This window comes from Pseudoalteromonas sp. HL-AS1 (assembly GCF_031198785.1).
Lineage (GTDB): Bacteria > Pseudomonadota > Gammaproteobacteria > Enterobacterales > Alteromonadaceae > Pseudoalteromonas > Pseudoalteromonas distincta.
Genome location: NZ_CP133570.1, coordinates 252,289 through 266,613, shown reverse-complemented (window position 1 = coordinate 266,613; position 14,325 = coordinate 252,289). Strand labels below are relative to the sequence as shown.

Here is a 14,325-nt window from a genome sequence, read left to right as displayed (position 1 = left end):
AAGCTAATTGGTATAAAGCATAAAAAACGGCGTACTAAATAGTACGCCGTTTTTTGTAGTAAATTAACTCTAACAAATTTATTTATTACGGTTTTCTTTAGCAAACGCACGTATTTTACGCTTTTGCGACAGTGTTACTTTATTAACACGGCCAGCAAATGGGTTTTCACCTTCTCTAAATTCGATTTTGATAGGTGTGCCCATAATTTTAAGCGCTTTACGGTAATAGTTCATCAGGTAGCGTTTATAGCTATCTGGTAAATCTTTAACTTGGTTACCGTGAATAACAATACGTGGTGGGTTATAACCACCGGCATGTGCATATTTAAGCTTAACACGACGACCACGAACAAGTGGCGGCTGGTGATCGGCTTGAGCCATGTCCATAATACGGCGTAACATTGCAGTACTTATACGCTTAGTCGCTGATTCATACGCTTCGTCAACAGACTCAAACAAATGACCAACACCTGTACCATGCAGCGCAGATATAAAGTGTAAGCGTGCAAAGTCTATAAAGCCTAAACGGCGATCGAGCTCTGATTTAATACGATCTTTAACGTAATCGTCTAAGCCATCCCATTTGTTCACGGCAATAACCAATGAACGACCTGAGTTAAGCGCAAAGCCTAATAAGCTTAAATCTTGATCTGAAATACCATCGCGAGCATCAACAATTAATAACACTACGTTACAATCTTCGATTGCTTGGAGCGTTTTAATTACTGAGAACTTTTCAACTACGTCGCTTACTTTTTTACGTTTACGAACACCGGCTGTGTCAATTAACACATACTCTTTTTCATTTCGAGTCATCGGAATGTAGATAGAGTCACGTGTTGTGCCTGGCATATCGTATACAATTACACGCTCTTCACCCAATATGCGGTTTGTAAGCGTTGACTTACCAACGTTAGGACGGCCAATAATTGCAAGCTTTACAGGTTTGTCTGCAAATGCTTGGTGATCGGTATCGCTGTCTTCATCTTCTTCGTAAAGATTAACAAGCTCTTCGTCATCGCCTGTTACGTCTTCGTCTTGTGCAGCTAATTCAGCAATAAGCGGCTGAAGTGTTTGCTCAAGCAGTAACGTAATACCACGGCCATGCGATGCAGCAATATGATGTATTTCACCTAATGATAATTGGTAAAATTCAGCACAGTTTGAATCTGCATCAATACCATCGGTTTTGTTAGCAACAACAAAACACTTTTTATCTTGCTTGCGCAAGTGATTAGCAATTGCTTGGTCAGCGACGGTCATACCTACACGAGCATCTACTAAAAACAGAACAATGTCGGCTTCTTCAATGGCTAGCAGAGATTGATCTGCCATTTCGATTTCGATGCCTTCTTCAGTGCCATCAATACCGCCCGTGTCTACCACGATAAATTCATAGCCATCGTAACTAGCTTGGCCATATTTTCTATCTCGTGTTAAACCTGGGAAATCGGCTACGAGTGCATCACGAGTACGTGTTAAACGGTTAAATAATGTGGATTTGCCCACATTGGGTCGCCCAACTAGAGCGATCACGGGAAGCATAAACTACCTCTTTAAAAAACAACAAAAGGCTTCGCAGTGCGAAGCCTTAAAAAAACCATATGACTATTAGTAACTTAGTTTGGTATTTTTACCATACTAACTTCACCATCACGGGTGTATAAAATTAGCTTATCGTCGGCAACAACTGGCTCAACAAAAAAGCCCGAGCTGTCAAAGTCTTCACGAGATACTAGCTCGCCAGTTTCTTTATTTAGCCAATGTAGGTTACCTTCTTGGTCGCCTAAAGCTAAGTGGCTACCTGCAACTGCAGGGCCTGTTAGGTACCAACCGCGTAGAGCGGGTTGGCTCCAACGTTCAATACCTGAATCTTTATCTAATGCGTAAATAACACCATCGCTATCTACTAAATAAATTGTTTGTGCATCCATCGCAAGGTCGCGGTAGCTGCTGTATTCACGTTTCCATACAACATTGCCAGAGCGAATATCAACAGCAGCTAAGTTGCCGTTATACGCAATAGCGTAAGCATATGGGCCACTAATAAGTGGTTGAGTGTCTACGTCAACTAGGCGTTCAAATTCTGATGCGCCTTTGGCAACCGCAATTTCTGCGCTCCATGCTGAGTAACCACTGTCTGAAATTAATACGCTTAGCTTACCTGTTTCTAGGCCAACTAATACACCACCGTTAGCAACGGTTGGCGAGCTTTGTCCGCGTAATGTTAGTGGTGGAACTTCTTGTTCAAAATTCCAACGCTCTTCGCCTGTATCTGGGTGAAGTGCTAACAGTTTACCTGAGCCTAAATTAACAAATATTAAGCCATCACCAGCTGTCGGTTTAGACAGTGATTCGCCTGGTACATTTTTACGCCAAACTTCTTCACCGGTTTCGCGGTCAAGGGCAATAATAAAGCCGTGTTCAGAACCAATATAAATTTTACCATAGGCTTGCAAAATACCACCTGATAATTTTGCATTACCGTTATCAGCCCATGGCCAAAATGATAAATCTTGGCGTACATCGGTTTCCCACTTGGTATCGCCATTAGCAAGCGAAAGCGCTTCTACTTGGCCTTCGCGGCTAGCAACATATACGGTATCTTTATAAACAGCGGGTGTTAAACGAGAAAAATAATGCTCTACGCCATCACCTACAGACTCTTGCCATACAACGTCAGTTTCAAACTGATTTACAATTTCAGGAAGTACGAGCTCTTCTTCATCATCACTTGATGAACAACCCATCAATGTTGCCATACATAGGGCAAGGGCTGCTGTTGTTAATTTTTTCATGCCTAAAACCTTATGCCGCTGGGCTAGTTACTGCTAGGTCATCTAACTTAATTTGTAATAGTGGATTACTTGTTAATCCACCCGCATCTATTGCTGCTTGATATGCAGTACGTGCTTGATCTTTATTACCTTGCTCAGAGTAAATGTCGCCTTTAAGTTCGGCAACGTTTGCGTTGAATGCTTCAGGTAATGGTGCATTTAATGTAGTTAATGCATCGTCATAGTTAGTTTGTGCAATTTGAATACGCGCTAAACGTGTAATCGCAATTGCTTTTAATTCTGTATTTGATGTATTAGACACTATCCAGCTTAGCTTTTCGCCAGCTACGTCTAGCTTTTGTGCTTCTACTGCATCTTTTGCTGCTACAAATGCTGCAAGTGTTGCGTAGTTTGTATCTTTATTTTCGCTAATAAACGCATCAGCTGAAGATAATACATCATCGCTTTCAACAAGTGTTGTATATGAATCTGATGCTTTTTCAGCTGTCGTAATTTGATTTTGGTTATATGCTTTCCAACCATATAAGCCACCTAGGCCAACAAGTATGCCTAGCGCAAGTGAAATACCGTTTTCACGGAAAAAGCGTTTAATGGCTTCTGCTTGTTGTTCTTCTGTTGAATAAATGTCCATTCTTACCTCTAATGTTCGCTTAGCCGTTAATAAGCTCAGCTAATAGCGCTTTAGCTTGTTCTAATTCTAATGTGACTTGTTCTTTACGCTCGCGTAAATACTTGATGGTCACAACGCCTTTTTCTAATTCATCTTCGCCAATAATCACTGCAACAAGTGCATCGCTTTTATCAGCACGTTTTAATTGTTTTTTAAAGTTGCCGCCACCCGCATGTACCATAACGCGCAAACCTGGTACGTCTTTGCGTAGTTGCGCTGCAATTGCAGGAGCTTGAATGCTTGCTTTGTCGCCCATTGCTGCTAAATATACATCAGCATTACGACGAATGTCACCTACACACTCAAGTGCTTGTAGTAATAACACTAAGCGCTCTAGACCCATTGCAAAACCAACAGCTGGCGTTGCTTTGCCGCCAAGTTGTTCAACTAAGCCGTCGTAACGTCCGCCAGCACATACAGTGCCTTGTGCACCTAAACTGTCGGTTACCCATTCAAATACAGTGCGGTTGTAGTAGTCTAAACCACGTACTAACTTTTCATTAACCGTGTATGAGACGCCAGCCGCGTCTAAACGTTCACATAAATTTTCAAAATGTTCTTTTGATTCAGCGTCTAAGTTTTCAGATAGTTTAGGCGCATCAGTTAAAATTGCTTGTACGTCTGGGTTTTTGCTATCAAGTACGCGTAATGGGTTTGAATACATACGACGTTTTGAGTCTTCATCAAGCACATCAATGTGTTGCTCAAGGTAGGCTACTAACGCATCACGGTAATCTGCACGCGCTTCGTTAGATCCTAAAGAATTTAGCTCTAAACGAACGTGGTCAGTAATACCAAAGGCTTCCCATAATTGCGCTGTTAATAAAATAACTTCTGCGTCTATGTCTGCTGTAGCAATACCAAATGTTTCTAAACCAAATTGGTGAAACTGACGGTAACGACCTTTTTGCGGACGCTCGTGACGAAACATTGGACCCATGTACCAAAGGCGTTGTTCTTGATTGTATAGTAAGCCATTTTGGTTGCCAGCACGTACGCATACTGCGGTGCCTTCTGGGCGAAGTGTTAATAAGTCGCCATTGCGATCGGCAAAGGTGTACATTTCTTTTTCTACTATATCGGTAACTTCACCAATAGAGCGTTTAAATAAGTCGGTTGATTCTACAATAGGAAAACGAATTTCTTGATAACCGAACGATGCTACTGTCTCGCGTAAAATGTTTTCTACTTTCTGCCAAACTTGTGTATCGCCCGGCAGACAATCGTTCATACCGCGAACTGCCTGAATTTGTTTTGCCACTGATAAATCCTAAATGCTGTTTTTGTGTAATAAAAAATGCTTACACAACAAGAATGCTAAAAATTGACCCGCTATTATAGCGTTCTGGTCATAAAGGTAAACGCCAAACACCGCTGTTTGGCGCTTTATACGGTATTTATTCGACTATTTTAATATCGATAGGTGTTTGCTGCTCTTTTTGAGCAATAAAGTCGCGCACGTAGCTTTCGAGCTGGTCAACAATATTGTTGTTGTCAATACGTGCTTTTTGGCGTTCGCCATTAATGTATAAACCTGAGCGACGGTTTGCACCGGCAAGGCCAATATCACTCACAAGGGCTTCACCCGGGCCGTTTACAACACAGCCAATTACCGAAACCGATACAGGTTCAATAATATCTTCAAGGCGCTCTTCTAGCTGGTTCATGGTGCTTACTACATCAAACTCTTGACGAGAACAGCTTGGGCAGGCAATAAAGTTAATTCCGCGCGAACGTATGCGCAGCGATTTTAAAATATCAAAACCTACTTTAATTTCTTGAACAGGGTCAGCTGCAAGCGACACTCGCAGTGTATCGCCAATACCTTCGGCAAGTAGCATACCTAAACCTACGGCTGATTTAACCGAGCCAGATCGCATGCCGCCCGCTTCGGTAATACCTAAATGCAGTGGTTGGTCTATTTCTTTAGCGAGTAAGCGATAGGCGCCTACCGCTAAAAATACGTCTGATGCTTTTACCGATATTTTAAATTGGTCAAAATCAAGGCGGCGTAATATATCTACATGGCGCATTGCTGATTCTAATAAGGCTTCAGGTGTAGGCTCGCCATATTTTTCTTGTAAGTCGCGCTCAAGTGAGCCACCATTTACACCTATACGAATAGGAATGTTATGCTCGCGAGCCGAATCGACCACAGCTCTTATACGCTCTTCGCTACCTATATTACCTGGATTTATACGCAGACAATCTACGCCGTACTTTGCCACTTTTAAGGCTATACGGTAATCAAAGTGAATATCGGCTACTAGCGGAATAGTCACTTGTTCTTTAATACTTTTAAACGCTTCAGCTGCGTCCATAGTCGGTACTGATACACGCACTATGTCGGCACCGGCATCTTGTATTGCCTGAATTTGTGCAACGGTTGCATCAACATCCATGGTGTCGGTGTTGGTCATTGATTGCACAGCAATAGGGGCGCCGTCACCAATAGGGACATTACCTACATTGATACGGGTGGATTTTCTGCGTTTAATTGGGGATTCTGAAAACATAGCGACTACTCTGCTAGTGGTAATGTAAATTTGGCTAAACGGTTTTTAGGAAATGCAGAAACATCTACAGGTTCGCCGTTTAAAGTAATGTCTACAGCGTCATGCTTACCAAGCACAACTGAAAAAGGAGGCGTTCCGCTTACGGTCATAATGTAGCCTGCTTTTTTAACGCCGAATGCTATTTTTTCGCCTTCGCCATCGTAAATTTCAACCCAACTTTCGCCGTTAAAGTTCATAACAATTGTACTGCTAGCATCTTCTTGACTTTCGTTGTTAGATGTAATAGGAGCCGTTTCTGTAACGGCTTCTGAGCTTGTTGATGTTTCAAGCGTATCTTTTGATTCTAATAGTGATTCGTCGTTAATTTCAGCTTGTTGCTGTTGCTGTAAAATACTGGGTTGAGCTGCTTGTCGTTCACTCATTATTGAGTTGGCAACGTTTATTTTACTGGTTTGCTCTTCAATGGGGGTGGCGTTTTGCCAAAACCATAAAGCAGATGAGCCAATAACAATCGCTAAAATTAAATAACTAAAAAACATTAAACGGCTGTCGCTTGCTTCTTTTTCTGTTCGGCGCGAAAAGCTTTGCATATTAGCGGGCTTGGTCGGCTCTGGTGGGGCCGGCATCATTGCTAATATAGGTGCGCTATCGACTTTTAATTCACGGCAATAATTTTTTATATAGCCTTTAACAAAAGTGATAGGGCCTAGTAACGCAAATTCATCATTTTCAAGGCGTTTAATTTGAAGTTCAGACAGCTTTAACGGTGCAGCGATAGTTGCGATGCTAACGTTTGCTTGCTCTCTATGATTTTTTAGTATTTGGCCTACAGTTGGCTGTTCGCTCTGTGTTTGCGTATTTTCTTCATTCATAATGTGTATGAGTTTGGATCCACTAGTAAAAGTCTGTGCCCTGGTTTTAATGCTATATCAGGACTTAATTTATTCCATCGCATTAATTCATCAATTAATACATGCCGCTGGGTAGCTATATCGTAAAGGGAATCACCAGCTTTAATTTCGTAATAAATATTAGGATCGTTTAGGTATATTTTACTTCCATTCATTACCCGATCCGACTCTTTTAAACCATTCCATTGCAGGAGTTTTTGTAGTTTAACATTGTATCGCACCGAAATGCTAAATAGGTTTTCGCCAACAGCAATTACATGAAATGGCACGCGTAAAGGCGGTACTTTAGGATTAAGCATTGGAAGCTCAGTTTTCTGCACTGCTTCGTAGCTTTTAAATTCAATATCAGCATTATTTTGATAGTTGCTGTTTTCAAAAACGGTTGTGTTTTTAGTCGCTTCGTAGAATACCACGTCACTACTGTTTTTTTGATTTGTAACTGCAGGTGCAGAATTACTGTAGTTACTAGTTTGCTGCGAATTAAACTGGCCTGTTTTAGGTGCGCCAAACGAGATTATTGTTACCTCGTCATCGGCTTTATCCGGTTGTTTTGTCGGTATAACTTCTTTTTGAGGTTCTAAAACGGGCTGTGCTTTTTCAGGCGCTGCTACTATAGAATCTGCAGAGTCGTGCTTAGTAGTAAGTGCAAGCATAACAGCCGATGTATCGGTAGGATTGCTTGGCGCGACGACTTTAGGAGCCTCTTCTTTTTGGGTCGTTACTTGTTTTGCTATTACGGTTTCTTCGTCGGCTTGCGTACTGAGCGTATTTGGCAATGCTTGAGCTTGCTCTTCTCTTGCTATAACTGGATTTACATCTTGGTTATTTGCTGTTGCGAGCTTTTTATCTGTTTTTTGCTCGTTGTTTGTTACCAAGCTTGTTGAACCGTCTTCTGGCGAACGTTTCTTTTTAATAACTTTTATTTTTGGTTTTGAACTAACGTGCGCGCCGCTTGCATCATTTTTTAGTTCTTTTAACTGCGCTTTACGGTATTTTTCTCGCAGTATTTCAAACTCATTAAAACGTGTTCTTTTCTCTTTTAACGCGTAGGCTTCGTTGCTGGTAGAGTAAGTTTGCAAAATAGTGTTGGAAATTTTTTCAGCTTCTTCAATTCTGCCCATTCGGTTTTTTACAAGATAGCTAAGCATTAATGCGCGAGAAGATACTCGGCCCGTACTTTCATAGCGCTTTAAAAGTTCACTGGCTTTGTATAAGTCACTTTTTGCGTAATACAGTGCGGCTAAGCTAATTAATGTAGATGTACGCTGAGAGCTGTGATTAAGTGCCTGTTGAAAGTAGCTTTCTGCATTTTCAAAATCATCAAATTCAATAGCACACAGGGCTAAATTTTCGTAACTTTCGGCAACGCGAATATAACTTGGTACTTCAATGGCTTTTAAAAATTGATCAGTTGCACGATCGTATTCATCAATACCACATAAAAACACACCGTAGTTATTGAGGGTGTTAGGATCATCTGGCTTGATTTCAAGTGCTTTTTGGTAGGCTTTATCAGCTAGCGGGTTTTCGCCCACTTGTTGGTAGTAATAAGCAAGAGAGTAATGTACTTCAGGTAGGTCAGGAGCAAATGCTGCTGCACGTTCTAAATTGTATTTGGCTTGAGAATTATTACCCGTTTTTAAATACTGTAGGGCTAAAGCAATTCGTGTTCGTGCTGCGCCAGTATTATTAACTTTATTTTCGACGACGGGTTTATTACTGCCGTTATAACTACTTTCACTCACACAGCCACTTAGGGCAAGTGTTGATAGTGTTATAGCAAGTATAGATCGCATTACCTTATCTCTTTATTTTTAGTCCATGTCGCCTATCTTACCTAAAAGCTTTACTCTTGCATCATTTATTTAAAAATAAACAACTTAACAGCCTTATATGGTTTATTCATATAAGGCTGTTACAGATTATGCTTGGTGGATATTAACGGCAATCGCGTTATCGTCGCGGATTTTCTTTTTAGCTAAACGTTTAGTACGGTCAACTACGTCACCGACTAACTGACCGCAAGCTGCGTCAATATCATCGCCGCGAGTACGGCGCACAATACAGGTTACACCTGCAGCTTGTAGTACTTTTGAAAAGCGGTCGATACGGCTATTACTTGAGCGTGTGTACTCGTTACCCGGGAACGGGTTAAACGGAATAAGGTTTACCTTAGACGGTGTGCCTTTTAACGTTTGTACTAATGCATGCGCTTGGTCAGTGCTGTCGTTAATGCCATTAAGCATAACGTATTCAACAGTCACGTCTTTATTAGCCTTTGAACCGTCGATATAACGACGACACGCCGCTAAAAACTCTTCAATAGGGTACTTTTTATTAACAGGTACTAAAATATCACGCAGTGCGTTATCTGGTGCGTGAAGTGATATAGCCAGTGCTACGTCAATTTTTTCTTTTAGTAAATCAAGAGCAGGTACAACGCCTGAAGTACTTAATGTTACGCGGCGCTTAGATAAACCAAAGCCCCAATCGTCCATCATTAGTTCCATTGCTGGCACTACGTTTTTAAGATTAAGTAAAGGCTCGCCCATACCCATCATTACAACATTAGTCACTGGGCGCTTTTCGCTATGACCATCAAGGCCTATATCTTTAGCTACACGCCAAACTTGGCCAATAATTTCAGATACTTTTAAGTTACGGTTAAAGCCTTGTTGAGCAGTAGAACAAAAAGTACATTCAAGCGCACAACCCACTTGTGATGATACACATAACGTAGCGCGCTCTTTTTCAGGGATCCAAACGGCTTCTACTTCTTGGCCGCCTTCAAGAATAAGCGCGTACTTAATAGTGCCGTCGCTTGCTTGCTGGCGAACGGTGATCTCTGGCGCTACAATTTCGCATTCAGCTTTAAGTTTTTCTTTAAGCTTTTTATTTACGTTGCTCATATCGTCGAAGTTATCTACGCCAAAATGATAAATCCATTTCATCACCTGGTCACTACGAAACGGCTTTTCACCGAACGATGCAAATAGCTCGCGCATTGCTTCTCGGTTTAAATCTAATAAGTTAATCTTTTTTTGCTCGGTCATGAAACAACCTCAATCGGTGACGGTGGAGATAAAATTTACGAGGACGAATTGTACACAATTCACTCACTTTAATCATTAAGTAAAACATCATGAGTTTCTGATTAATACTTTACGTAATGACTAAAAAAGGGCCCGAAAGCCCTTTTCAATATGTTAACGAATTCGAATTAACGAGTACGTGAACAAAGCTCTTCGTCAGCGAAGAAGTACGCGATTTCGCGAGCAGCAGATTCAACAGCGTCAGAACCGTGAACAGCATTTTCGTCGATGCTATCAGCGTAGTCTGCACGTAAAGTACCAGCTAGTGCTTCAGCAGGGTTAGTAGCACCCATGATTTCACGGTTTTTAAGAACAGCGTTTTCGCCTTCAAGAACTGTAACCATTACTGGACCAGATGTCATGAAAGATACTAAAGCGCCAAAGAAAGGACGTTCGCTATGTTCTGCGTAGAAACCTTCAGCTTTCTCTTGTGAAAGGTGAACCATTTTAGCTGCAACGATTTTAAGGCCAGCAGTTTCGAAACGGTTGTAGATAGCGCCAATGTGGTTTTTAGCAACTGCATCAGGTTTTACGATTGAGAAAGTACGCTCTAAAGCCATCTTTATGCTCCAATAATTTTAAGTAAAAGTGTGAATATTAACGGGCGCGAATTATACGCGTTTTAAGTGAAAAATCCTAATTTTATTAAAAACCAGTTTGATTGCTGTTTTATGATCTCGATCAAATTTAAATTATTAGCCATATTTATACTGCTGCGCTTGTGTTTATGTATTTTTCAATAACACCAATTTCACTGGATTAATGCTTAATTTTTCAATCAAATTGGTAAAACTCATGCAACTGGTTTAAACCCAGTTCGATGTATGGAGCGCACATGTTACCCGTTATTTCTTCAATCCCTTTTATTCCTGAATTATTATGCCCCGCAGGCAGTTTAAAAAACATGCGCTACGCGTTTGCTTATGGCGCAGATGCGGTTTATGCGGGGCAGCCTCGTTATAGCTTGCGTGTGCGTAATAATGAGTTTGACCTAGACACTCTGCAAGTCGGCATTAGTGAAGCCCATGCGCAAAATAAAAAGTTTTATGTGGTGTCTAATATTGCGCCGCATAATGCCAAAGTTAAATCGTATTTACGTGATATAGAACCGGTTATTGCGATGCAGCCCGATGCGCTGATTATGTCAGACCCTGGTTTGATTATGCTTGTTCGTGAAAAATGGCCAGCCATGCCTATTCACTTATCAGTACAGGCGAATGCGGTAAATTACGCAAGTGTACAATTTTGGGCAAAACAGGGGATTGAACGTGTTATTTTATCACGGGAGCTGTCGCTCGAAGAAATAACCGAAATACGCACACTCTGCCCAGACACCGAACTTGAAGTGTTTGTACATGGTGCGCTTTGTATGGCGTATTCGGGGCGTTGTTTGCTCTCTGGTTACATAAATAAGCGCGATCCAAATCAAGGCACGTGTACTAATGCATGTAGATGGGATTATGATGTAAAACCAGGGGTTGAAAACGAAACCGGCGAAATGGTGCATAAAATTGACCCCAAACAGGTGATTCCTACTCTGGGTGAAGGCGCGCCAAGTAACGATGTATTTATGCTAGAGGAACAAGGTCGCCCTGGTGAGTATATGCCTGCGTTTGAGGATGAACACGGCACGTATATTATGAATTCAAAAGATTTACGCGCAGTACAATACGTAGAGCAGTTAACAGAAATGGGTGTACATAGTTTAAAAATAGAAGGGCGTACTAAGTCATTTTATTATGTAGCGCGCACAGCACAAGTTTATCGCAAAGCAATAGACGACGCAGCTGCGGGTAAACCATTTGATAATAACTTATTTAAAACTCTCGAAAATCTAGCGCATCGTGGTTATACAGAAGGCTTTTTAAAACGCCATGCCCATCAAGATTATCAAAACTATGAGTACGGTCATTCTGTATCAACTAAACAGCAATTTGTGGGTGAAGTACTTGGGCGCTGCGAAAATGGATTAGTTGAAATAGACGTTAAAAATAAATTTTGTACAGGTCACTCCTTAGAGCTTATGACACCACAAGGTAACTTTACTTTTAAGCTTGAATATATGGAAAACAAAAAGGGCGAAAGTATTAGCGATGCTAAAGGCTCTGGTCACATTGTAAAAATACCGCTAAATGAAGGCATTAACTTAGCGCATGCTATTTTAATGCGTAATCTTGAGGAACACCAAGATACTCGTAATCCATTTAAACAAGCTGTTTAGCTACAGCTGAATATAGTTTTTTCAAAAAACTCGGGGTTATAAAAACCCCGAGTTTGCGACTTTATTTAAAATAATATTAATTATTTTTCAAGTTGCTTTAGCTTATCTCTTCGCTCTTTACGTTTTTGTTTTAATGTTTTGCTTGCATGTTTTTTAGGTTTTTCTTTACTCATTACAAATAACTCCAATTAAATATATAAAATTAATAAATAAAAATTGAAATAATTTACTCTATATTTCCTCCTTAATATTAATGGCTATTATTTCCCAAAGGTGGGATTCCCCAGCTTCTTTATATTCAATAATATGATTTATTTTATGCCCTAAAAGAGCGACCCCAAGAGGAGAGTGAAATGATACGTCACTAATAAAGTGCCTTCGTTGGCTTGGAGGCACTAAAGTTATGCGGCGCTTAAAACCGGTGGTTATATTTTTAATGACCACCGTGCTATTAATTTGTACATGCGGATTGAATTTTGACCAAGGCCGCTGTGAATACTCGACTTCTTGTAGTAAATACGCAAGCTTCAGCGGTTGTAATAGTACCGCTGCGTCTGTGAAGTCATTTTTAGACAGGAAAGATTTTTTACGCTCGAACAGAAAAGAAAGCACGGACTAATCCCCACAAAAACTAAATCGAATTTAAATATATAAAGGTACAGTGTAACTGCCGAGTGTAAGGGTTACACTCGGCTTAAATTCCGAAGGTGGTATTTGTTTTTAGCAGGTATGTGATTAAATTAAACATATTATCCTCTTTGTTTAAATCAATCATATTGAGTTTAAAAATAAAGTCAATTGAGTTTTAGGTTAAAAATATATTGTCGATAAAATGACAGTTTAAAACTGTTTTTTATGTTTTTATAAATTCGTTTTTTTCACTAAGTTGTTGTTATTTCTGTGTGTTAGTTGCTCACTATGTAATTGAAGTTAAACGACTAAATAGTTAAGTGCTATTTATGGGATCTATAGTGCCACTTATGCCTATTTATAATATTTATAGATTGAATATACTGGTGTTGTTGTTTATTAATGTGTAATTGTGTGGCTAGTATTTTATTTTTTGAAGCTTAAGCTGCTTATTTTATAGAGTAGAAGCTAGGTATCGGGTAACGCTCTTGTAGTGGCTACGTGTTTTACAGCTGAACCTTTATGTAATAGTCATTGCATTCAACAATGTTAAATAACCACTTTTTATTCAGGTTTATCGAAGTAAATTATAAAGGGTCTCATTTATATGTGGATAATTTTTGCATTACTCGCCACTGTTTTTTTTGGTGCGCGAGGAATAATGTACCAATGGACGTCACAAAAAAAGATTAATCGTAATCTATTATTATTCGGTGTTTTTTTTGTGGGATTTATAATTAGTGCGCTAGGTACTGTGGTGTTTGAGCACACATGGTACGGCTGGGCTGATATTACGGTTGGACTCGCTTTAGGTTTTGGATCTTTTGCGGCTAATGGGTTTTTGCACAAAGGGTTTTCGGTTGGGAAAGCGTCTTTAATTAGCATCCTGTCGGGGTTAACGCCTTTATTTGTACTTTTATTTGCCTTTTTATTATGGAAAGAAACCTTAACTGTTATTCAATTAATCGGCTTTTTTATTATTTTTGGCGGCCTTTATATTATTCGCTACTCCAGCGATATCTCATTAAGTAATTTACAAGGCGCGCAATGGGGGTTACTGGCGGCACTGTCCTTTGCATTTAATGATTTAATGGGTAAGCAATCAACGCTTCTTGAGGCGGATACGTTTGCAACTTTAACGTCTATGTTTGGTTTTGGTAGCTTTCTTTTTGCCGTCAGTTGGTTAGTAAAGCGTAAAAAAATGCTAGCAGAGCAAGGCTCTTCTCAAGCGTATTGGTCTGCCGGTAAAACATTTTCGTGCGGGTTACTTATTGGTTTAACAAATGTAGCTGGCATGGTTGCAATAATATCGGCTTTTGCTATTGGTAATACAGGGCTAGTTTCAGCGATTTCAGGTATGAATATTTTAATTATTTTGTTGTATTCACGCATCATTCTAAAAGAGTCTTTTACACGCCAAGAAGTTATAGGATTAACAACGGCATTTTTAGGTGTAATCGTACTAAGGCTTAGTTTTTAAAAGATGA

Annotated in this window: 12 protein-coding genes; 2 read left to right on the top strand and 10 right to left on the bottom strand. The window is 40.1% G+C overall.

Going from position 1 to position 14,325, the window contains the following annotated elements; translation table 11 throughout:
• Positions 1-78: 78 nt before the first annotated feature.
• The 9 genes from der to ndk all read right to left on the bottom strand — a co-directional run bounded on the left by der (position 79) and on the right by ndk (position 10,547).
• Positions 79-1,545, bottom strand: a complete 1,467-nt coding sequence (der, locus tag RB214_RS18205) for a ribosome biogenesis GTPase Der (protein ID WP_309169393.1) — start codon at positions 1,543-1,545, stop codon at positions 79-81.
• 74 nt (positions 1,546-1,619) lie between these two features.
• Positions 1,620-2,798: an outer membrane protein assembly factor BamB gene (bamB, locus tag RB214_RS18200; RefSeq protein WP_309169392.1), complete on the bottom strand. Its 1,179-nt coding sequence runs from the start codon at positions 2,796-2,798 to the stop codon at positions 1,620-1,622.
• A gap of 10 nt (positions 2,799-2,808) precedes the next feature.
• A complete protein-coding gene (locus RB214_RS18195) occupies positions 2,809-3,429 on the bottom strand; it encodes a tetratricopeptide repeat protein (protein ID WP_309169391.1) in 621 nt (206 codons plus the stop codon).
• A 19-nt stretch (positions 3,430-3,448) separates the two neighbouring features.
• A complete protein-coding gene (gene hisS / locus RB214_RS18190) occupies positions 3,449-4,729 on the bottom strand; it encodes a histidine--tRNA ligase (RefSeq protein WP_024591179.1) in 1,281 nt (426 codons plus the stop codon).
• Between the two features lie 136 nt (positions 4,730-4,865).
• On the bottom strand, positions 4,866-5,984 hold the full coding sequence (gene ispG, locus RB214_RS18185; protein WP_309169390.1) for a flavodoxin-dependent (E)-4-hydroxy-3-methylbut-2-enyl-diphosphate synthase: 1,119 nt from the start codon (positions 5,982-5,984) through the stop codon (positions 4,866-4,868).
• 5 nt (positions 5,985-5,989) lie between these two features.
• Entirely contained in the window at positions 5,990-6,856 is an 867-nt protein-coding gene (locus tag RB214_RS18180) for a RodZ domain-containing protein (protein ID WP_002961292.1), read from the bottom strand.
• Entirely contained in the window at positions 6,853-8,691 is a 1,839-nt protein-coding gene (gene pilW / locus RB214_RS18175; protein WP_309169389.1) for a type IV pilus biogenesis/stability protein PilW, read from the bottom strand. Before pilW ends, RB214_RS18180 begins: the two co-directional genes overlap by 4 nt.
• Positions 8,692-8,817: 126 nt before the next feature.
• Positions 8,818-9,948 carry a bifunctional tRNA (adenosine(37)-C2)-methyltransferase TrmG/ribosomal RNA large subunit methyltransferase RlmN gene (locus tag RB214_RS18170; protein ID WP_165744160.1) on the bottom strand — a complete coding sequence of 377 codons (1,131 nt, stop codon included), beginning with the start codon at positions 9,946-9,948 and terminating at the stop codon, positions 8,818-8,820.
• A 167-nt stretch (positions 9,949-10,115) separates the two neighbouring features.
• Positions 10,116-10,547 carry a nucleoside-diphosphate kinase gene (gene ndk, locus RB214_RS18165; protein WP_002961288.1) on the bottom strand — a complete coding sequence of 144 codons (432 nt, stop codon included), beginning with the start codon at positions 10,545-10,547 and terminating at the stop codon, positions 10,116-10,118.
• Positions 10,548-10,822: 275 nt separating this feature from the next.
• Between ndk and yegQ the strand changes: the two genes are divergently transcribed.
• On the top strand, positions 10,823-12,208 hold the full coding sequence (gene yegQ / locus RB214_RS18160) for a tRNA 5-hydroxyuridine modification protein YegQ (RefSeq protein ID WP_309169387.1): 1,386 nt from the start codon (positions 10,823-10,825) through the stop codon (positions 12,206-12,208).
• Between the two features lie 231 nt (positions 12,209-12,439).
• Here yegQ and RB214_RS18155 read toward each other — a convergent pair whose 3' ends face one another.
• The gene (locus tag RB214_RS18155; protein ID WP_024604280.1) at positions 12,440-12,820 is read right to left on the bottom strand and encodes a GreA/GreB family elongation factor; all 381 of its coding nucleotides are present in this window, start codon (positions 12,818-12,820) and stop codon (positions 12,440-12,442) included.
• Between the two features lie 625 nt (positions 12,821-13,445).
• On the opposite strand from RB214_RS18155, the gene RB214_RS18150 reads away from it, so the two are divergent.
• Positions 13,446-14,318, top strand: a complete 873-nt coding sequence (locus RB214_RS18150) for a DMT family transporter (protein ID WP_165744906.1) — start codon at positions 13,446-13,448, stop codon at positions 14,316-14,318.
• Positions 14,319-14,325 lie beyond the last annotated feature (7 nt).

Excerpts from the sequence above, each read along its gene's own strand:
- pilW (WP_309169389.1), bottom strand. The coding sequence starts at position 8,691 with ATGCGATCTATACTTGCTATAACACTATCAACACTTGCCCTAAGTGGC.
- RB214_RS18150 (WP_165744906.1), top strand. The coding sequence starts at position 13,446 with ATGTGGATAATTTTTGCATTACTCGCCACTGTTTTTTTTGGTGCGCGA.
- ndk (WP_002961288.1), bottom strand. The coding sequence starts at position 10,547 with ATGGCTTTAGAGCGTACTTTCTCAATCGTAAAACCTGATGCAGTTGCT.
- der (WP_309169393.1), bottom strand. The coding sequence starts at position 1,545 with ATGCTTCCCGTGATCGCTCTAGTTGGGCGACCCAATGTGGGCAAATCC.
- yegQ (WP_309169387.1), top strand. The coding sequence starts at position 10,823 with ATGTTACCCGTTATTTCTTCAATCCCTTTTATTCCTGAATTATTATGC.
- RB214_RS18180 (WP_002961292.1), bottom strand. The coding sequence starts at position 6,856 with ATGAATGAAGAAAATACGCAAACACAGAGCGAACAGCCAACTGTAGGC.
- bamB (WP_309169392.1), bottom strand. The coding sequence starts at position 2,798 with ATGAAAAAATTAACAACAGCAGCCCTTGCCCTATGTATGGCAACATTG.
- ispG (WP_309169390.1), bottom strand. The coding sequence starts at position 5,984 with ATGTTTTCAGAATCCCCAATTAAACGCAGAAAATCCACCCGTATCAAT.
- RB214_RS18195 (WP_309169391.1), bottom strand. The coding sequence starts at position 3,429 with ATGGACATTTATTCAACAGAAGAACAACAAGCAGAAGCCATTAAACGC.
- RB214_RS18170 (WP_165744160.1), bottom strand. The coding sequence starts at position 9,948 with ATGACCGAGCAAAAAAAGATTAACTTATTAGATTTAAACCGAGAAGCA.